General features: G+C 54.6%; 18 protein-coding genes and 2 pseudogenes. 9 read left to right on the top strand and 11 right to left on the bottom strand.

The annotated features are described in order from the left end of the window. Positions 1 to 3 precede the first annotated feature (3 nt). The 4 genes from BLP91_RS04885 to BLP91_RS04870 all read left to right on the top strand — a co-directional run bounded on the left by BLP91_RS04885 (position 4) and on the right by BLP91_RS04870 (position 3,038). Positions 4 to 621 carry an ABC-2 transporter permease gene (locus BLP91_RS04885; RefSeq protein WP_091567253.1) on the top strand — a complete coding sequence of 206 codons (618 nt, stop codon included), beginning with the start codon at positions 4 to 6 and terminating at the stop codon, positions 619 to 621. 12 nt (positions 622 to 633) lie between these two features. Next, positions 634 to 1,500, top strand: coding sequence for an ABC transporter ATP-binding protein (locus tag BLP91_RS04880; protein WP_091567251.1), 867 nt, complete (start codon positions 634 to 636; stop codon positions 1,498 to 1,500). Then, complete coding sequence (locus tag BLP91_RS04875; RefSeq protein ID WP_245662118.1) at positions 1,497 to 2,411, top strand: M23 family metallopeptidase; 915 nt, start codon at positions 1,497 to 1,499, stop codon at positions 2,409 to 2,411. The genes BLP91_RS04880 and BLP91_RS04875 overlap by 4 nt, the downstream gene beginning before the upstream one ends. A gap of 309 nt (positions 2,412 to 2,720) precedes the next feature. Beyond that, positions 2,721 to 3,038: a hypothetical protein gene (locus BLP91_RS04870; RefSeq protein ID WP_143003467.1), complete on the top strand. Its 318-nt coding sequence runs from the start codon at positions 2,721 to 2,723 to the stop codon at positions 3,036 to 3,038. Here BLP91_RS04870 and BLP91_RS04865 read toward each other — a convergent pair. Continuing rightward, complete coding sequence (locus BLP91_RS04865) at positions 3,035 to 3,280, bottom strand: hypothetical protein (protein ID WP_091567247.1); 246 nt, start codon at positions 3,278 to 3,280, stop codon at positions 3,035 to 3,037. The two genes, BLP91_RS04870 and BLP91_RS04865, sit on opposite strands and share 4 nt — an antisense overlap. Positions 3,281 to 3,463: 183 nt before the next feature. Between BLP91_RS04865 and BLP91_RS04860 the strand changes: the two genes are divergently transcribed. The 5 genes and pseudogenes from BLP91_RS04860 to ppsA all read left to right on the top strand — a co-directional run bounded on the left by BLP91_RS04860 (position 3,464) and on the right by ppsA (position 9,614). Then, a complete protein-coding gene (locus BLP91_RS04860) occupies positions 3,464 to 5,110 on the top strand; it encodes a PucR family transcriptional regulator (RefSeq protein WP_091567245.1) in 1,647 nt (548 codons plus the stop codon). 147 nt (positions 5,111 to 5,257) lie between these two features. After that, a pseudogene (locus tag BLP91_RS17030) lies at positions 5,258 to 5,413 on the top strand (virginiamycin B lyase family protein); the annotation flags it as partial. Positions 5,414 to 5,436: 23 nt separating this feature from the next. Then, on the top strand, positions 5,437 to 6,201 hold the full coding sequence (locus BLP91_RS04850) for an alpha/beta hydrolase (RefSeq protein WP_176757821.1): 765 nt from the start codon (positions 5,437 to 5,439) through the stop codon (positions 6,199 to 6,201). Positions 6,202 to 6,363: 162 nt separating this feature from the next. Then, positions 6,364 to 6,984, top strand: a complete 621-nt coding sequence (locus tag BLP91_RS04845) for a TetR/AcrR family transcriptional regulator (RefSeq protein ID WP_091567239.1) — start codon at positions 6,364 to 6,366, stop codon at positions 6,982 to 6,984. A gap of 5 nt (positions 6,985 to 6,989) precedes the next feature. Continuing rightward, on the top strand, positions 6,990 to 9,614 hold the full coding sequence (gene ppsA, locus BLP91_RS04840; RefSeq protein WP_091567237.1) for a phosphoenolpyruvate synthase: 2,625 nt from the start codon (positions 6,990 to 6,992) through the stop codon (positions 9,612 to 9,614). A gap of 367 nt (positions 9,615 to 9,981) precedes the next feature. Here the strand turns inward: ppsA and BLP91_RS04830 are convergent. The 10 genes and pseudogenes from BLP91_RS04830 to BLP91_RS04790 all read right to left on the bottom strand — a co-directional run. Further along, positions 9,982 to 10,347: pseudogene (locus tag BLP91_RS04830) on the bottom strand (helix-turn-helix transcriptional regulator); the annotation flags it as partial. 136 nt (positions 10,348 to 10,483) lie between these two features. Then, a complete protein-coding gene (locus BLP91_RS04825; RefSeq protein ID WP_091567230.1) occupies positions 10,484 to 10,681 on the bottom strand; it encodes a hypothetical protein in 198 nt (65 codons plus the stop codon). Positions 10,682 to 10,747: 66 nt separating this feature from the next. Beyond that, complete coding sequence (locus BLP91_RS04820; protein ID WP_091567228.1) at positions 10,748 to 11,287, bottom strand: glycine/sarcosine/betaine reductase selenoprotein B family protein; 540 nt, start codon at positions 11,285 to 11,287, stop codon at positions 10,748 to 10,750. A gap of 82 nt (positions 11,288 to 11,369) precedes the next feature. Continuing rightward, a complete protein-coding gene (locus BLP91_RS16310; protein ID WP_143003464.1) occupies positions 11,370 to 11,714 on the bottom strand; it encodes a copper resistance protein NlpE in 345 nt (114 codons plus the stop codon). Between the two features lie 70 nt (positions 11,715 to 11,784). Further along, the gene (locus BLP91_RS04810) at positions 11,785 to 13,575 is read right to left on the bottom strand and encodes an L-lactate permease (protein WP_091567224.1); all 1,791 of its coding nucleotides are present in this window, start codon (positions 13,573 to 13,575) and stop codon (positions 11,785 to 11,787) included. A gap of 375 nt (positions 13,576 to 13,950) precedes the next feature. Continuing rightward, positions 13,951 to 14,604: an alpha/beta fold hydrolase gene (locus BLP91_RS04805; protein WP_218119235.1), complete on the bottom strand. Its 654-nt coding sequence runs from the start codon at positions 14,602 to 14,604 to the stop codon at positions 13,951 to 13,953. Positions 14,605 to 14,606: 2 nt separating this feature from the next. Continuing rightward, positions 14,607 to 14,738 carry a hypothetical protein gene (locus BLP91_RS17240; RefSeq protein WP_281220390.1) on the bottom strand — a complete coding sequence of 44 codons (132 nt, stop codon included), beginning with the start codon at positions 14,736 to 14,738 and terminating at the stop codon, positions 14,607 to 14,609. A 63-nt stretch (positions 14,739 to 14,801) separates the two neighbouring features. Beyond that, positions 14,802 to 16,214: an FAD-linked oxidase C-terminal domain-containing protein gene (locus BLP91_RS04800; RefSeq protein WP_091567440.1), complete on the bottom strand. Its 1,413-nt coding sequence runs from the start codon at positions 16,212 to 16,214 to the stop codon at positions 14,802 to 14,804. Positions 16,215 to 16,265: 51 nt separating this feature from the next. After that, the gene (locus BLP91_RS04795; RefSeq protein ID WP_176757820.1) at positions 16,266 to 17,606 is read right to left on the bottom strand and encodes a (Fe-S)-binding protein; all 1,341 of its coding nucleotides are present in this window, start codon (positions 17,604 to 17,606) and stop codon (positions 16,266 to 16,268) included. Between the two features lie 2 nt (positions 17,607 to 17,608). After that, positions 17,609 to 18,919, bottom strand: a complete 1,311-nt coding sequence (locus BLP91_RS04790; protein WP_176757819.1) for an FAD-binding oxidoreductase — start codon at positions 18,917 to 18,919, stop codon at positions 17,609 to 17,611. Positions 18,920 to 19,082: the final 163 nt, after the last annotated feature.

The following is a 19,082-nucleotide window of genomic DNA, read 5'->3' as shown; positions in this document are numbered from 1 at the left end:
GACATGGCGAAAGTGTTGCGAAAAGATTGGTTGTTGTTGCGACCCGGTCTGCTGTTTGTCTCCCTCACCTTCGGTTTGTTGTGGAACTGGCTGATCTGGGTGGATGATCCACTGGCTATCCATTATTCCGGATCCCTCTTGACACTCGTCTTCGCTTTTTATCTGGCAACGATGGATGGCGGATCTGCTAACATGGAGGCCTTTTGGAACAGCTTGCCGATCTCCCGGGTGGAGCTGGTTGGCGCGAAGTATCTGGAGGGAGTACTTTTCGCTGTCGGCGGTTACCTGCTGGCGTGGATCCTGCAGTTTCCCGTTCGGTGGATTGTTTATCCCGACTCTCTCCAGTTCACTCCCGCTGAGGGGTTGATTGGTATTGCCACAGGATTGATCGGGCTGGCCGTGTTTTATGGGATCGATTTCTGGTTCCATCGAGAGATCGGTTCCACGATGACGGCCTTCATCATCGCTCTGGCACTCTCTTTTCTATTCAACCAGTATATGGACTCCGCTCTCAAGGAAGGGAATGCCCTCTGGGTTCTGTTGTTCGCATTCTGCGTATTGCTATACGGAGGCTCATACCAGTGGGCGAAGTGGAAATACCGCAGAAAGGATATCGGGTGAGGAGGCAGCGAGATGGAACCAGTCGTATCGATGAAAAACGTGTCCAAACGTTATGACCGTTTTGCTCTAGAACAGGTATCGCTTATGATCCCCCGCGGGTACCTGACGGGGATCATCGGACCCAATGGTTCCGGAAAGACCACGTTAATCCGGCTGATGCTGGATCTGATCCATCCGGATGAGGGGGAGATCACGCTGTTTGGAAAACACCTTGCGGGAAACGAGAGGGTGATCAAATCGAGGATCGGCTTTCTGTTTGCTCAGACCGATTTTTATGGAGATCAGACGGTAAACAGCATGAAAAAGATGATCGCCCCTTTCTACGATTCTTGGAACGAGGCGACCTTTCATGGGTATTTGGATCGCTTCGGATTACATCCGGAAACAAAGATGAAAAAACTTTCCCAGGGCATGACCATGAAGTTCTCATTGGCCCTCGCCCTTTCACACGATGCGGAACTGCTCCTGTTGGATGAGCCGACCGCCGGGCTGGATCCAGTCTTCCGACGGGAATTGATGGATATCTTCAGCGAGATTCTGCAGGATGAGACCAAAACGATTGTGATGGCGACGCACAACACCCGGGAGCTGGATGAAAGAGCGGATTTTGTCATCTATGTCGATCGTGGAGAGATGATCTTCAACCGGCCCAAGGATGAATTGTTTCAGCAGTACGCAGTTATCAAGGGTCCGCGTGCGCTACTAGACGATGATCGGAAAGGAACTCTGATCGGCATGCGTCAGACAGAGATCGGTTTCCACGGGCTGACCGATCAAGTTTCCCAGTGGGAGGCCTTGGGCAGCGATCATCCTCTGGTCGTTGAAAAGCCGACCTTGGAAGATATCCTGTATTACTTTCAAATGGAGAAGCGATCATGACGCTATTCTACTGGTTGATCTATGTGTTGGTGCCCCTCGTGTTTTTTATCCAGTTATGGCGCGGCAAATTTACCAGCCGGCGGGCATGGACTCTCTACACGGTGATGGCCGGCTTGTTTATCGCCTATCTCTTTTTGGTCGGACGATGGGATGTGGTCGGCTATTTTCCGCGCATCCTGATCGTCGTGATGTTTCTCACGGCGGCGGTGCGATCCTTCTTCAAAAACAGAGATCTCGCCCGCCGCGGTCCGCGAAAAAGTTGGAAGTACCGGTTCAACCTCATCACATATACCGCCCTTTCTCTCTACTTCGGGGCTTTTGTATTGCTGGCCCTCTGGGGAATGAGCGACAGAGAGAAGCCCGTCCACCTACATTTCCCCTTGCAAGATGGGGTGTACCATGTGGTCCACGGCGGCAGCACCACAGCGATCAACTATCATCATACCCATCGCGCCCAAGCCTACGCGTTGGATATGGTGAAATTGAATCGCGCCGGGATGCGGGCCAATCACTTGTCCCCTGAGTCACTCCGCCAGTTTGTCATCTATCAAGACCCCCTGTACAGTCCCTGTTCTGGGGAAGTGATCCAGGCAGTGGACGGTTTAAAGGAGTTGGAACCTTTCGAGATGAACCGGGACACGCAATCCTATCGACAGCAACACCCGACAGGCAACCATGTCCGGATCGGCTGTAAAGGAGTGGAGGTTGTCATCGCCCATCTCGTGCCAGGGAGCCTACAGGTGGAAAAAGGGCAGCGAATCGAGGCAGGGGATCCGATCGGCCGAGTCGGCAATTCGGGCAATACATCAGAACCGCACCTTCACATCCATGCGGAAAAAAACGGGCAAGGCGTTCCTATCCGGTTTGGAGGGCGGTTTCTGATTCGCAACAGCCTGGTCTTTTCCCGATAAGGGTTACTTCTGCATGGACGGAAAGAGAGTATGTTCCTACGCCACCTACCGTTTTGAAAAACAAGGAGGACCCGGTCGTTTACTAGCGACCGGGTCCTCCTTGTATGTCAAATCAAAGAATGATTTATCAAACATGGTTGAATAAAAGCAGGTATTTTTTTCTCCAACCATAATTTTATATAAGTAACGTTTTAAGGAGGGGATCGATGGGGCAAGAGGTGCAAAGGAAAAACCATGCTTTTGGATGCTGTCGCGATCACCGCCTCTGTTTCTGAACAAAAAGATATTTTAATGATGGAGGGATCTCTTATGAGAAAAAAGCTGTTCGCTCTATTGGCCGTCTTGTCGCTGTCGATGGTTCCTTTTGGGACAACGGAGACCGTTTCCGCTCAAGGGTTCGCCTCTGAGGGAAAGGCACATATCATGGCTTGTTCGGGAAGCGGTTTTGTAGGAGCAAATACACCGGTTTATGAGCAAAAAAGTGTAACGAGTCCCGTGATCGAACGCTACGGTCCGGAAGGTATGCATTATGTGCGGGGATTCATCTTTGATGACGGATGGGTGGCACGGGATGGTTTCGGATGGATTCAAGTGAGCGATTTTATCATGTTTGAATGTAACATCTAATACCCACTCTTAGCTGAAATCAGATCTGTCACAGACGGGCCGACGCACCTTGACGTAGGCCCGTCCTCTTTTTCATAAAACGGCAATTCGTCCATGGGTAAGCTCTTGTGCCTGCCCACCCCTAGCTGCTCCTCCATCCGCGCCACCCACGCTCCCTCGGACACATCTGCAACCGCCGCCATCTCCTGCAAACCATGGATGGCCCCCGTCTGCCGGACGACTGTCTCGCCGCGGTCAACCACCGCTACCTAAACCGCCTCCCGGCACCATTGCCACCTTCTCCTCGAAGCCACTCCGTTTAACACCACCCTATCAGGCTTCTCCACTCAGACGACAAACACGATTTTTTCTATTATAATAAATAGAAAGAATATTGGGCGAACCATGCAGACCACTGGACTTCGTCAGCAGGGGAGGAAAAACTGATGGATACTGCCAGACGCTTTACCATCCAAGACGCCCTCCACCGCCCCCTTTTCAAGGACGCCCGAGTCGTGGCCGGAGAGAACCAACTGGAGCGGCCGATCCGGTGGGTACACATCCTGGAAGTAACTCGCTTCGAACACCTCATCCGCGGCGGAGAAATGATCTTGACCACGGGCATCGCCTTCCGGTCAGGGACGGACTCGCCTGTCACTTACCTTGCAAAGCTGATCGATCTCGGCGTCGCCTGTCTCTGCATCGAATTGGGAGAGTATTTTATCCGGCTCCCCCAAGAGATGGTAGAACTTGCGGAGAGGCGAGGCTTTCCCCTGATTGTCTTTGAAAAAACCGTCCGTTTTGTCGATATCACCCAGGATCTCCATTCCCACATTATCCACCGGCACCATGATCAGATCCGGCAGTTGGAAAGCCTCTCCCGCCAATTTCACCGACTCACCCTGGCTCCCCAAGGTTTAGAAAACATCTTGAAGCTGCTTCACGAACATTGCGGGCATCCGGTTCTTTTTCTCCCAATACAGGGGACTCCCCTCTCCATACCGACCTTGCCACCGGAAGAGAGGGAACCCCTCTTCACCTGCATCCGGGCCCGCCTGGAGAGGATAAAAAGAGAACAGGAGATAATGCCACTCGCATGGGAGCAAGAAGGACGCCATCTCCTGCTGCACCCGATTCAAGCCTTGGGACAAACCTGGGCTTATCTCGGGCTGGTCTGTGAAACGCCGCCGGAAGAATACGAGTCCCTCCTGTTAGACGGCTCCTCCCTCGCCATCGCCCAAGACCTGCTTAGAAAACGTTACTTAGAGGAAAAGAAACTTCACTCGGAACACCTGTGGGTCAACGATTGGCTCCTGGGTCGTCTGAGCGAATCAGACCTCCTGTACCATCTGGACAGCAACTACGAACAGACGGCCATCCCTTCCTACCGAGTATTTCTGCTGGAATTGCCGGATGCCGCTCCATGGGCGCTGGATGATTTTCGTTACGAGGTTTCCCTCATGGTTCGAGCCGCATTTGAAAAACAGGGCTTCCGCCCCTTTATCACCATGCAAAACGCCCGCTTGGCCGTCGTCGCCTTCAACCAGGGACCCCATCCCTCTGAAGGAAGCCGCTTGCGGCACGCATGTCAAGAGATCGACCACCTCTGCCAGCAAAACCCGTGGAACCTGCAGCCACTGATGGGTGTCGGCCGCCTCCGCGACGACTTGCTCCAAGCTCCCGCAGCGCTCCGGGAAGCCCATCAGGTGCTCACGGTCACTCGGAGGGAGACCGGCTTCCTCTTTTATGAGGACCTGGGGGTGTATCAGCTTCTCCTTCATCCCGGCATCCACCAGAACCTCACGACCTTCGTCCGAGACCACCTCGGTCCGGTCATCGATCACGACCGGGTAAAAGGAGGCGACCTCCTGAACACGCTGCGGGTCTATCTCGACCACAACGGCTCCAAAAAGGAGGTCGCCGATAAGCTGCATATCGTCCGTCAGTCGCTTTATTACCGCCTGCAAAAGCTGGAGAGCTTGCTGGGTAAAGATTATCTGTCACCGGATCGGAAGCTCACTCTCCAACTGGCCCTCCGGGCCTACCCGATCGTCTATTCTGAATGGGTGAAGGAGGATGGGCAAAAAAAATGAATCAGAATCCGATCCGAATGCGGTTCCCAAAGGGATCCGTGGTCAACAGCCCATCGGTTTCCATTGCCGCCTCAGCACCGATCGACTACAAGCGATCTTTGATTCGTTCCACCTCTTCTTCAGCGGAGATACGCCTTCTCCGCCCCCAATCCGATCGGATGCATCACCGTAGACGGGCAGATCACCGAGTACCCGATCCCGACAGAAGAGGCTGAACCTCACAGGATCATCCTCGCTCCCGATGGAGCGATTTGGTTTGCGGAAGAGTGCAATCAAATCGGTCGGCTTTCCTACACCCCATGACCCCCTCAAAAAGGAGGAAGCCCATGGAGAAAGTCACCTTTCAAAATACGAGAGATTTAACGCTCGTCGGTCATCTTCATCCGTCCCCATCCCCAGCGATCGTCATCCTATGCCATGGCTTTCGGTCCAATAAGTCTTCCCGGGGACGCTTCGATCGTTTCGCCCAAGCGTTTCACCAACACGGATACGGTGTGTTGGCCTTCGATTTCAGCGGATGCGGGGAGAGCGATGATGACTCCTTAACGCTGGCCAAACAGGTGGACGACCTCCGTTCAGCGATCCGTTATGTTCAATCCCTCGGTTACCGCCGGATCGCCTTATACGGGCACAGTTTAGGTGCCCGCGTCTGTCTGGAAGCCTTCGATCCGCAAGATGTGTCCACGATGGTCCTGAGCGGGGCTGGAACCGGTCCGATCCGCTACCATTGGCCGGATCATTTTTCCGGAGCGCAGATGAAGGAGTTGCGGGAAACCGGGCAAATCACCGTCTATCAGTCGGGCATGGGCCGGGAGAAGGTGATCATCGATCGACAGATGCTGTTGGATTTTGAGCAGTTCGAGCAGGAAACCTTGCTGAAGCGGATCACATGTCCGGTGCTGATTCTACACGGGGACCAGGGGTGGGAGGAGCAACAGTTGGCGGAGATCACGAGGAAAGGATACCAATGGTTAACAAAAGACTCACAGGTTCGAGTGATTGAGGGAGCGGACCACAGCTTCATGGACCGGTTATCGGAAGTGGAGCAAGCGGCGGTCAGCTGGTATTTGAACCATTGCCCACCTTTCTAACGTTCTTTGGAAAAACGACGGGTGCTTCTCCAATGGTCATCGCGGTCGATGATTTTTTGCGTACCCGGCTATTTTTTATGCATTTATATTGACCGATCGGTTCGTATATATTAATATCTTACTAACCAATCGGTCAGCAAATGAAAGGAGAAGAAATGTCCTTTGCCTTTACAACGGTATGAAAAAGAACGGATTTTAGATGCCTGCTTGACCGTCTTCGCCCGTCACGGATATGAAAAAACCTCAACCGCCATGTTGGCCGAAGCGGCTGGTATCTCCAAGGCTTTGATTTTCCATCACTATAAAAGCAAGAAGAAATTGTATTTAAGTATCCTGGATCGATGCGTCGAAAACTTGAAGACGGCGCTCCGCATCGATGACCTCATCCAATACGAGGATTTCTTTGCAGCGAAAGAACAGATCGGCCTCATCAAAGTGGATTATCTAAAAAGGAACCCCGATGTATACAAAGTGTGGATCGAAGCGTTCCTCACCACACCGGAGGAAGTGAAAGCGGAAATTGAACAAAAGTACGGCGAACTGTTGGCGGAAAGGGATCAGTTCTGGAGGCAGTTGTTCGATAAAGTCCCCCTGCGAGAAGGGGTGGACCGGGAAGCGGCATATCGACTGGTGCAAATGACATTGGATGGCCTGAGTCAAAAGTATGTATCGATGATGACAGATGACAAGAGCCTGGATTTTCACCTGCATTTACTGGATGAGAGAAAACAGTTTTTGGATATGATTCGATATGGAATTGAAGGACAAAGGGAAAAGGGGTGATCCGGATGGGTTCCAATGTTCTTTTTTTTCATGAGATCGACCAAACCCACCACCCACTCGTTGGGGGAAAAGCCTTCCATTTGGCAAGGTTGTCCCGGATGGAGGGAGTGCGCGTACCGGAGGGATTTTGTGTCACGACCGAGGCTTATAAGCGTGTGGTTACACAACGCGAAGAGTTACACCCGTTGATCGATCAGCTGTCGACGCTGAAGGTGGAAGATCGGGAAAAGATCCGCGACATCAGCGGGAAAATCCGACACGTCATCCAAAGAGTGCAGATTCCTCAAGGGATCGAAGAATCGGTGCTGCGTGTCCTCGCTCAGTTGGGTGAAGGACATGCCTATGCCATCCGTTCCAGCGCCACGGCGGAAGATCTTCCCCATGCTTCCTTTGCCGGACAGCAGGATACGTATCTAAACATCACCGGAAAATCCGCCATCTTCGAGCATATCAAGAAGTGCTGGGCATCCCTCTTTACGGACCGGGCCGTCATTTACCGCATCCAAAATGGGTTTGACCACCGGAAAGTCTTCCTGTCGGTCATCGTTCAGCGGATGGTCTTCCCGCAAGCTTCCGGGATTTTGTTTACAGCCGATCCCGTGACATCCAACCGGAAGGTCTCGTCCATCGATGCCAGCTTCGGATTGGGAGAAGCTCTGGTCTCCGGAATGGTGTCCGCGGACAGCTATAAGGTGCGCGAGGGGGAAATCGTTGAGAAGGCGGTCTCCACCAAGAAAGTGTCCATCGATCCTTTAAAAAAAGGTGGCACGGAAAAGCGTGAAATTGACCCTGACCGACAGAAGCAGCAGGCATTGACGGACGAGCAGATTTTGCAATTGGAGCGAATCGGCCGGAGCATTGAAGCTTCCTTTAAACACCCGCAGGATATCGAGTGGTGTCTCGCCGACGATACGTTTTATATCGTGCAGAGCCGTCCCATCACCACCTTATATCCCGTCCCGGAGGGAAACGATGGGCGAAACCGGGTTTATCTGTCCTTCGCCCATCAACAGATGATGACGGATGTGATCCGCCCCTTAGGAATGTCCTTTCTCCAACTCACGGCGGAAAAATTTCCCATACATCAGGCGGGAGGAAGACTGTTTATCGATATCTCACACGATTTGGCCTCACCCCTCGGCCGAAAGATGGCACTGACCATGATGGGCAAAACCGATCCACTGATGGTAGACGCGCTGAGGAACCTGGTCCGAAAAAAGAAGTTCATTCGTTCCTTGCCGCGGGGCAAGAGGGTTTTCACCTTGACGCGAGAGGGAATGTCTCCCTGGGCGATGCTGCTCCAAACCTTGAAGATCTATTTCAAGAATGACCCTGCGATCATCCAACAATTCATCTCCCAGAATGAGACATCCATCGAAACGCTGAAAAGCCAGATCCAAGAGGTGTCTGGATACGATTTGTTCGCTTTTATCAGAGCGGATCATCAGCGATTCACGAAAATCCTCTATGGGGGCATGGGAGCGATCTGGGTGGGAATGTATGCGGCGAGCTGGATCAACCGCAAGATGGAAAAGTGGCTGGGGGAAAAGAATGTGGCCGACACCCTTTCCCAATCGGTGCCGAATAACGTGACTTCCGAGATGGGGCTCGCCCTATTAGATGTGGCGGATGCGGTTCGCCCCTACCCAGAGGTGAGAGCCTATCTGGAGCAGGAAGCCAAGGACGAGACGCTCTTTGAGGACCTGGCCCGACTGGATGGGGGGCCGATCGTCAGCGACGCCTTGCAAGCGTATCTTGAAAAATACGGCATGCGTTGCCCCGGGGAGATCGATATCACCAAGCCTCGGTGGTGCGAACAGCCGACCGCTCTCATTCCCATCATCCTCAGCCATATCCAAACCTTTGAGCCGGGTGCGGGTCGGATGAAATTTGAAGAAGGACAGCGAAACGCCAGACAGAAGGAAGAGGAGCTGTTGCGCCGTCTAAAGCAGTTGCCCGGCGGGACCAGAAAGGCAAAACAAACCGAGCGGATGATCCGCCGTTTACGTCATTTTATCGGCTTTCGAGAGTATCCCAAATATGCCTGGGTCAAGCGCTACTTCCTCTATAAACAGGCGCTCTTGAAAGAAGCTGCCAGCCTCGTGCAGAGGGGAATCATCCGGGATAAGGAGGATATTTATTATCTCTCCTTTGAGGAATTGCAGGAGGTTGTCCGCACGCATCGGCTGGATGGGGATCTGATCGCCGGACGAAAAAAAGCCTATGAAGCTTACGAAAAACTGACTCCGCCAAGGTTGATCACCTCTGAAGGGGAGCTCCTGTTCGGCGAATACGACAAGGTCAACCTTCCTGAAGGCGCATTACCGGGAAATCCCGTCTCTTCCGGCGTCGTCGAAGGCCGCGCCCGCGTGATTCACAAGATGAAGGACGCCGACATCGAGAAGGGGGATATCTTAATCACCCACTCGACAGATCCCAGCTGGACACCGCTATTTGTCTCCATCAATGGTCTCGTGACGGAAGTGGGAGGACACATGACCCACGGTTCGGTGATCGCAAGAGAATACGGATTGCCCGCTGTGGTTGGCGTCGAAAACGCCACCACCCTGATCAAAGACGGGCAGTGGATCCGCGTCAACGGAACAGAAGGATATATCGAGAGGCTATAAAATGTGACGAACCCAATAAAACCGGCCCCCTTCACAACAGGGAGCCGGTGAAATTGATTTGGTGCGGCTATACCTCTCAGCACATGGTTGACGGTCAAGAATAGAAGGGTTCGAGGGATCGGTCCACACGTTTATCGACCGGTGATCAAGCAGCGGTCACCCGATTGTTTGCTTCCAACGATTGAAAAAATGGCTCCACCACAACCTTATCGTAGACTGCTCGTAAACAACAAACGCACATGATATAATAACAACTCGCCATTCTGGGGGCTGACTGGATAGACGCCATCATGAGGATGGCTTTTTTTATGATGGGAACCCAAATCTCACTTTCTTGATCTGTACGGCTCAATCATTCAGGTCCTTCTTCACTCCCTCCTCTGATGGTTAACTGAAAGGTCATCCGTGGATATGCTTTTAATGAATGACGATGATGTTTGGCTTCATAAGGGGTGATGCCATGAACCTGTTGAAACGCCCTGGCATAAGAGTTTGGAGAGTTGTATCCATATTTTAGGGCAACGTCAACCACTCTAGCCTCACGATCTTGCAGCTCGATGGAGGAAAGGGTCATTCGCCTGCGACGGATGTATTCCGACAGTGTAATACCTGCAAGTTTAAAATGGTATTCGGAGCAACACGCAATCCTGGCAATCTCTTTGTAATCGATCTCTTGCGTCAAATGGTCTTCAATGTACTGCAGAGCTTCATTCATTTTCTCCAGCGAATCCATCGGTATGACCTCCTTCTGCCCCTAGAATAACCGTGAATGAATGTCTTTTCCCCATCATTTGTGCACGATGCTGTGAGGTTCAGTGTATCCATTTATAAAAAGAAAGGCGGGAGAAGCTCTCCCACCTTTCGCTCTTCTATCCGTAAGTCTGACTAGAGGTATGATAGATCATCCCCTTTTCCAACTTGTCGACCACCTTCAGACACGTCTTCAGGGTATCGATATGCTCCTCTCGTTGATGGGGCCTTCCCACCGGGGAACCGATCTTTTGGGACGAATAAACCGCTCGCGGCACCCCCAGCTGTCTGGTGGCCTCGGGCAACAACGTCAACATCAGCGTGGGGATCCCCCGACTTTCACAAACTCGCGCGATCAGACCCGCTGATCGATGACAATGGCCTCACGCGGGGGTTAACAGGGCGAGATCCACCTGATCGGCAACTAGTTGCTGGGCCACGTCGGGGGCGTGGCGTTCGATCAACAGCGTGGGGTCGGAAATCCCTCCGTTGAAGCTGAAATGTCGGCGGGCCACCTCCCCGATCTCCCCCTTCGCCTGCAACGTATGCAGTGCCTGGAGGGGGAACATGATCTCCGTATCCACCTCCACCTCCGTATGGTCGTAAAAGAGATGACTGACGACGAGATCCTCCCCGGAGGCATCCCCCGGAATCTCACGGTAGGAACTGTCCCCCTTGGGGTCGTTCAGGTTAAAGGGTTCTTGAGTCTTTAAAATGATCCCACCGGTGGTGATCAAGGCGACACGACTTTCCGTCACCGGCTTTTTGACAGGAGTCCAGGGAATCGAAGAATCTCCCCACTTTCGACCCTCATGTTTTGCCACTTTCGCGTATAGACGGGGGAAGGTACGCTGCAGGCCGCGAACCATCCGGGAGGTGAATCGCAGTCCCTTTGAGACAGGGACTGAGGATCGATGTTTCATCAGCTCAACTCCTTTTGTTTTGGACACCCAACAGATTTTGCAGATGTAAAATATCTATGATCTTCAATGACGGTATAACCCTTTATCGGTTCCCGATTGGCGGCAATCCGTAAGCTTTTATCTTACAGGGTTGAGAAGCTTTGATGATAAATGTCACAGGGACAAGCTGCGCTTTTTGGGGTGAATACCAATGGGGATGTAGGTACTCAATTTTCGATGATAGGTAACCACCCGGCTTTAAATAATCATGTCCCGCACCCGATATCCAATACCTTTTGCCTGAGATATCACCAACCAAGCGAAGGTGCTCCTCTGTCCATGAATAAGGCCCATATTCCGGAAAGGCTGTTCGTCCAAAAAATGCTCCGCCGCTTTTTCCCAGCTCATTTTGTTCCTTTTCAACATTCCCGTTTTCGTTGTCATCCATCGACTCCTTTTCAATTCGTTTTTGTCGTCTCGCTCGCCTTATAGAATACTGAAAGGAAACCATCGCCCCTTCATACTCGAGGCGTTGGTTTCTCCGGTTCCGGTGCCTTCGGGACCTGTGGCAGCCGGGAGCGATGGGTGGCGATCGTCCACACAGCGGCTACGCCAATCAGGGTGGCGAGGAGGGTACCCAGGTTAAACAACCCTTTCTCCGACGTCCAGACGACAGCATATCCCACGGAACCTGTAAAGAGAGCGTAGTAGGTGAAGGGCCACAGCGTCTTCCGGATCACTTCCCCCTCTTTGCCGACCAAGCCCACGGTAGAGGAGGCGGCGACCACATTATGAACGCAGATCGTGTTGCCGGCGGCGCCACCCACGGCCTGTAAGGCGACGACCCAGGAGGGGTCGACGGAAATGTTGACCCCGACGTTGTATTGAAAGAGGGAAAACATCATGTTGCTGACGGTGTTGCTGCCAGCGACAAAAGCCCCCAGTCCACCGATAAAGGTAGAGAAAAAGGGCCAGTACTCCCCGGCGAGGCCAGCCACATAATCGGCCAATACCACCGGCATCGCTTCGAAACCGGCGGCACCGCCCCCGCTGTTGATAAAGACTTGGACCATCGGCACTGTAAACACCAAGGCCGTAGAAGCGGAAATCAAGGCTTTACCGGAACTTTTCCAGGCCTGCCCATAACGGGAAGGGTGCATACCGTGCAGGATAAAGGTGAGGAGAGAGACGACGATAAAGATGGTCCCGGGAATATAAAGTGGCTGCAACGAGGCGGTGATCGACGTGCCAAAAAGATGGGACAACCGGATCTCCCAAGCCTGGAGCCATCCCTCCACCGGTAACCACTTCAACCGAGTGATGACCAGAAAGAGAGCGACCATAAGATAGGGCACCCAGGCCTGCAGCATACCCATCCTGCGCCCTCCGCCGCTTTCCTGGATCGAGATGGTCCCGCTCCAGCCAGATTCCCAGCGCTCTCTGGGCTCAAAATCCCAATGCTCTTCGACGGAAGGCACCAAGAAACCCTTTTTGGCAGCGAAGCCCACTACGGTCAACCCCACAAGACCGCCGATCAGAGAGGGGAACTCCGGCCCGAGCAGGTTGGCCACGATGACATAGGGAACGGTCATGGCCAAGGCGGCAAAGAGGGCGAATTTCCATACCTTCAACCCTTCGCTGAATGAGCGATGTTTGCCAAAGAAGCGAGTCATGATTCCAACCACCAAAAGGGGTACCAATGTCCCGGCCAGGGTGTGCAACAGCGCCACTTTGCCCGCCACCATCGACACATAGGCTGACAGATCGGAGGCGATACCGGGATCGGCCGACAAGCCGGTCTGAACCCCGACTCGCATCGGCGTCCCCAGGGCGCCGAAGGAGACGGGAGTGCTCTGTATAATCATACCTGCCACCACGGCGGACATCGCCGGGAAGCCGAGTCCTACCAACAGCGGCACGGCCACCGCCGCCGGGGTACCGAACCCAGCCGAGCCTTCAATAAAGGAGCCGAACAGCCAGGCGATGATGATCACCTGGATCCGGCGATCGGGAGTGATATCGGTAAAACCTTGCCGGATCGTCCTCAATGCTCCGCTTTCCCGCAACGTGTTCAACAGGAGGATCGCTCCGAAGATGATGTACAACAGTTCGATGGCGACGACTAGACCGTTAACGGTAGCTGCCGCCACTTGAGAGAAGGAAACCTTCCACACGAACAGCGCCAACCCGGCCGCCACCAGATAGGAAAGGGGCATCGCTTTTTTGGCGGGCCACTTCATCCCCACCAGGAACAGGGCCACCACCAAAATCGGCAAAAACGACAACAAAGCCTGCATCCCGGTACCCAATCCGACTCCTCCCTACGCAATCAAAATATGTACAATTTTCAGATATATTCTCACACATCTAGAGGCTTGTCAAGCTCCCCGCCCCATCTGGCTCTCCGATTGGCGGGCTCCGGTGTTAGCTTTTTCCAGCGACAAGCGATCCACGATGGTTTCAGGAGGAATCGTCCCGATGCGCTACACCGTAAAAGCCGCCTATAAAGACGCTCATGCCCTATTCCCCCGACGAACCTACAAAAAAGCATCCCTGTTTCCTTTCGCGGTAGAGCACAGGGACACTTTAAAGTTTACGGCAGCACGGATGCTGCCTTCTTCGCTACATCGGGGTTTTGCACCAGTTCCATGTGTTCGTAAGAATCATAGGTGGCCAGCGGCCCCCTATATATAGGCACTTTCGGTAGGAACCAACCCGTCGCTGTCGGTTTGATATTTGGCAAACAGCACGTGCCAACCGGCAAAGTTTTCCCCCGATACCCCCCAAGTGTCGTATCCGTCGGCATCACCCCGAATGGTGTAGACATTTCCGCCGTGAAACAGGGAAGCTCCTTCTACGGGATACCGTCGGTTAAACTTCTCCACCCAAATGGGTTTCAAGTTGGACTGGGCCTTTTCTCCCCCGACCACGTATTTCGCAAAAAATGCAAAGTCCTTAGCCAGGGGAGAGCCATGGTGCGGGGTACCCAGGGTGACCAGTCCCGCTACGGTATGGGGATGGTCATAGATGTATTTTCGGGCGACCAGCCCCCCTTGACTGTGGGCGATGATGTTAAACCGCTGGCTGAGTCCGTGTTCCTTCTGCAGAATCTGCACTTTCTCATGAACCTGATCGGTCCAGTCGGCCACATGTTGAGTTCCAGCGGTGCCGTCATTTCTGCCGATGAAGGTGACCTGATCACCATCGAAAGACCGGGTCCGGACCTGATTGGAGTTATTGGCATAGATCACATATACATGGCCGGAGCCCCACTCGTCGACCACTACCTTTAAAAAGCGGTCACTCCATCGGTGACCGTTTCGAAGTCCGTGCAACAAGATCAGATCGTGCTTTTTGGGCGAGATGCTTCAGCGGCGGACTCCCGGACGAAGACGGCCTGAACGGATCCCGGCATGATCAAGGTGAGAGCAAATAGGAAAGACAACATCCAGGTACCGACTTTTCGCATCATACCATATCCCCTTTCCTGATCCACTCCCTGATTGCAGCCACCGCTAACTCCGGTAGGGACCCCTCACACCTTCAACCCCTGCTGTTCCTTGATCTCCTGCTTTACTTCGGCGCAGCGGCCGGGTTGGGGGAAAAGTTTGTCCGGGTTGAGCAGGTTGTCGGGATTGAAGACGGATCGGATTCGGGTCTGGGCCTCGATCTCTTCATCGGTGAAAATGAAACGCATCTCCTCCTTCTTCTCGATCCCTACCCCGTGCTCCCCGGTGATGGAACCACCGGCGTCGGCACAGGCTTTCAGACAGCGGGAGCCCGCTTGCAAGGCCTTTTCCTTCTCCCCTGGCTTCTGGGCATCAAACAGGATTAAAGGATGCAGGTTGCCGTCGCCGGCGTGAAAGATGTTGGCGATCCGCAATCCCGTCTCCTGGCTGATGGCGCGAATCTTGTTCAACACTTCCGGCAAGCGGCTGCGGGGGATCACCCCATCCTGCACCAGGTAATCAGGGGAGATCGCTCCCATCGCCCCAAATCCGGTTTTCCGGTTGGCCCACCAGGCGGCGGCTTCCTGCTCATCCTTGGCCACCTTCACTTCCCGCACGTTCCATTTCCGGCACACGTCCACAATGTCCTCCGCTTCGCTTTGGAACCCCGCTTCGATCCCGTCCACTTCGATCAGGAGCAACGCTTCGATATCCAAAGGATGGCCGACGGGAAAATTGGCTGCTTCCACCCCTTCGATCGCGGTGCGATCCATCATTTCCAGGGCAGCGGGAACAATTCCGGCTGAAATGATGTCGGAGACGGCTCGGGAACCATCCTCCACGTCGTCGAAATAAGCCAGGATGGTCTGTTTTCCCTCCGGCGCCTTCAAAATGCGGACCGTGATCTCGGTAACGACGCCTAAGGTCCCCTCGGAGCCGGTGATCAGACCCAACAGATCATACCCCGGCTGATCGGGGATCCCATCTTCTCCGAGGCGGATCACCTCCCCGTCGGGTAAAACCACCTCCGCCCCCAAAATGTGATTGGTCGTCACCCCGTACTTCAAACAGTGGGCCCCGCCGGCGTTTTCGGCCACGTTGCCTCCGATGGTGCAGGCGTACTGGCTGGAAGGGTCCGGCGCGTAATAGTAGCCATCTTTGGAAATAGCCTGGGTCAGTTTTAAATTGACAAATCCTGGCTGAACGACAGCGGTTCGGTTATCCAGATCCACCCGCAGCAGCTTCTTCATCCGCACCAGACTGATGATCACTTCCCCGCCGAGGGGAGTGGCTCCACCGCTCAACCCCGTCCCCGCTCCCCGGGCGATAAAGGGAACACGCTCCCGATGGAGCAGACGGACCACCGCCGATACTTCTTTCGTCTCCCCAGGGAAGACCACCGCCCGGGCCTTTCCTCGTTGCAACGTAAATCCGTCACATTCATAAGCGACCAGATCGGCCTGGCGATGGAGCACATGCTCCTTTCCCACCAGCTTCATCAGTTTGCGGATCAAGGGGTCGGAATGGCGCTCTTTTTTTCTAAACACGCCTTACACCTCCTTTTTGTCACCCTCTCGATAAGAACGGTCCAACAGCTCCATCGTGTGAACCACCCGGGCGTTCCGGCCGTGCTGAAGCACCCCTGCCGCCATCTGCAACATGCACCCGGGATTGCCCATGGAGATCAGCTCCACGTCCTCCGGCACATACTCCATCTTGCTTTCCAGGACCGCCTGGGCCATCTTGGGCTGGGTGATATTGTAGATGCCGGCACTGCCGCAGCAACGATCCGCCTCCGGCATCTCCACCCACTCCACGCCGGGAATCGACTGGAGAAGCCGGCGGGGTTCCTCCCGCACCCCTTGCCCATGGGCCAGATGACAAGCGTCATGGTAGGTGACCCGAGCTCGGATCTCCCCCTTCGGCTTTTCAAAGCCACGGTGATGGAGGAAACGGGAGACGTCCGTCACCTTGGCGGCAAAGGCTTCCGCCTGCTCCCGCATCTCCGGTTCTTCTTTAAACAGTTCGGGATATTCCTGCATCGCACATCCGCATCCCGCCGCATTCACCAACACGTGATCCGCCTCAGCGAAGGCCTCCATATTTCTCCGAGCCAGCTTCCGACCGGCTTCCCGTTCACCGGCATGAACATGAAGCGCCCCGCAGCAAGTCTGACCTTGGGGGATATGAACTTCATAACCGTTCCGGGTCAGTACCCGCACCGTCGCTTCATTCACCTCGCCGAAGACCGCATCCATCACGCATCCGGTCAACACGGCCACCCGGGCCCGGGTCACCCCCTGGGCGGGGATCACTTCCTGATATTTCTTCCTTAGCGGCTCCCCTGGCTCTGGCGTCACCTGCTCCAGTAAGTTCAGGTGTTGCGGCAGGAGCTTCATCAAGCCGCTTTTGCGGGCGAAGGAGGATAGACCGCTGCTTTTCAGAAAACGTAACAGCTGTCCCAATTTATTTACCCGCTCCGGATGGGGAAAGAGGCCCTCGAGAAACAGCCGGCTCATCTGTTTTCGCCAACCGGTCACAGGAACCGCCCGCCGAACCTGTCCCCGGGCTTCCTCAATCAGCCCGCCCACCTGGACATTGGCGGGACAGGCCGTTTCGCAGGCGCGGCAGTCAAGGCAAGTGAAGACCGGATCCATAAATGCTTCATCCATCTCCACTTTGCCTTCGGCGACGGACTTGATCAGATGAACTCGTCCCCGCGGGGATTGGTGTTCATGTCCTGTCTCCAGATAAGTGGGGCACGCCTCCAGACAAAGGCCGCAGTGGACACAATCCGCCCACTTGTTGGCATCGGGAACATCTCCCGGCAGATAATGACCCAGCCCTTGATCGGAACAGGTGCGCTTTTCGGAAAGCCCCGTTTCGGCCATGGTCAAATCCCTCCTGCATACCGTTGGTGGTTCAAGGTTCGGTTCGGATCAAAAGACTGCTTGATGCCTTCCATCAAGGAGCGGGGAATCCTCTGATACCCCCAGACGTCGAAATGTTTTCGCCATGACAAAGGCATTTGATCAGAGACAAGACTCCCCCGCCGTTTTTCTACAAATGTGCGGAGTACCTGCAGATAATGGAGGACCGGCTCCTGTTCACCACGAACATAAACCCGGGAGATTCCATGCCCTGCGCCACCGTGGACGAAAGCCTCCAATTTCCGCTGAACCGCCTGTTCCGTCGCCTTCCCAACAAATGCGGCCACGTCGGTATTTTTCAACGCCACTTTGGCCGAGATCAACGGCCGCTCGGGATCGATCGACGCAGTGGCGTCTGGGGTGATCTCGGCAAAGCGCATCCACCAATCTTCCGCTTCCCTCCCCCGCATCACAACCGACTCGGTCATGCCGGAACGCTCCGCCTCCGCTCGTTCCAGTTGGTACGTCACCGCCTCAGGCCGATCTTCAAAGGCGATGGCCAAAGTATCCCGCTCCCAACCCGCCATGCGGGCGGACAGGGAGGGGTTGAGCACTTCCAGGGCGACCGGTTCCAGGGAAGAAGCCTGCAATCGGTTGACATAAGTCTGGATCTCCCCCTGGGCTCCCGCCGGAAAACCGATCAACAGCAATCCCCGATCCGGAGGAAGGGGGCGCAGTTTGACCGTCACCTCCAGCAGGATTCCCAGGGTACCCATGGAGCCGATCCACAATTTATTCATATCGTAGCCGGCTACGTTTTTTACCACTTTGCCTCCCGTCCGCAGGATGCGCCCATCGGGGGTGGCCGCCCGGACACCGATCACAAAATCCCGCGGCGCCCCGTAGGCGAGCCGTTTCGGTCCGGTGTCGTTGGCAGCGATCACCCCGCCGATCGTGGCCGATCCGGGCCAGCGGGGATCGGCGGGCAGCATTTGCCCGTGGGCCGCCAGGACCTCAGCCAGCTCCCGGATCGGGGTCCCAGCGTGAACCGTCATCGTCAAATCGCCGGCCCGGTGCTCAATCACCCCTTTATATTCCGCGAGGGAGATTTCGAGATCATACCGTTTGCGCTGGCCGCCAAATCCCCGCTTGGTGCCGCCGCCGGAGACCGTCACCTGCAACCCTTCCCGATCCGCATGGGTAAGCAGATCCCGGATCTCCTGTTCCGTACGGGGATAGACCCTCCAGCTCCCGTCGTTCCCCAACGGGTGTGGAGGGCCGGACCGGACCGCCCGTTCTGCAGGCAAAATGCCGTCCAATACCATAGCTGTCATCCCCCTCGTCACCTCCTGTGTGCACTCGTCGCTGACTGAAAGCGTTGTGAAAAGCGAGTAACAGCATTTACCCGAAGTCGCTTGAACTACGCTGTCCTGCCAATCATCCTGCTGCGGGTGGCGGACAAAGCCATCTTGGTAAGTCAATTCAAAAATGAGAGTG

The sequence above is a fragment of the Melghirimyces thermohalophilus genome (assembly GCF_900102685.1).
Classification (GTDB): domain Bacteria; phylum Bacillota; class Bacilli; order Thermoactinomycetales; family DSM-45169; genus Melghirimyces; species Melghirimyces thermohalophilus.
Note: the sequence above shows the minus strand (reverse complement) of the source record. Positions and strands in the feature narration are given on the sequence as shown.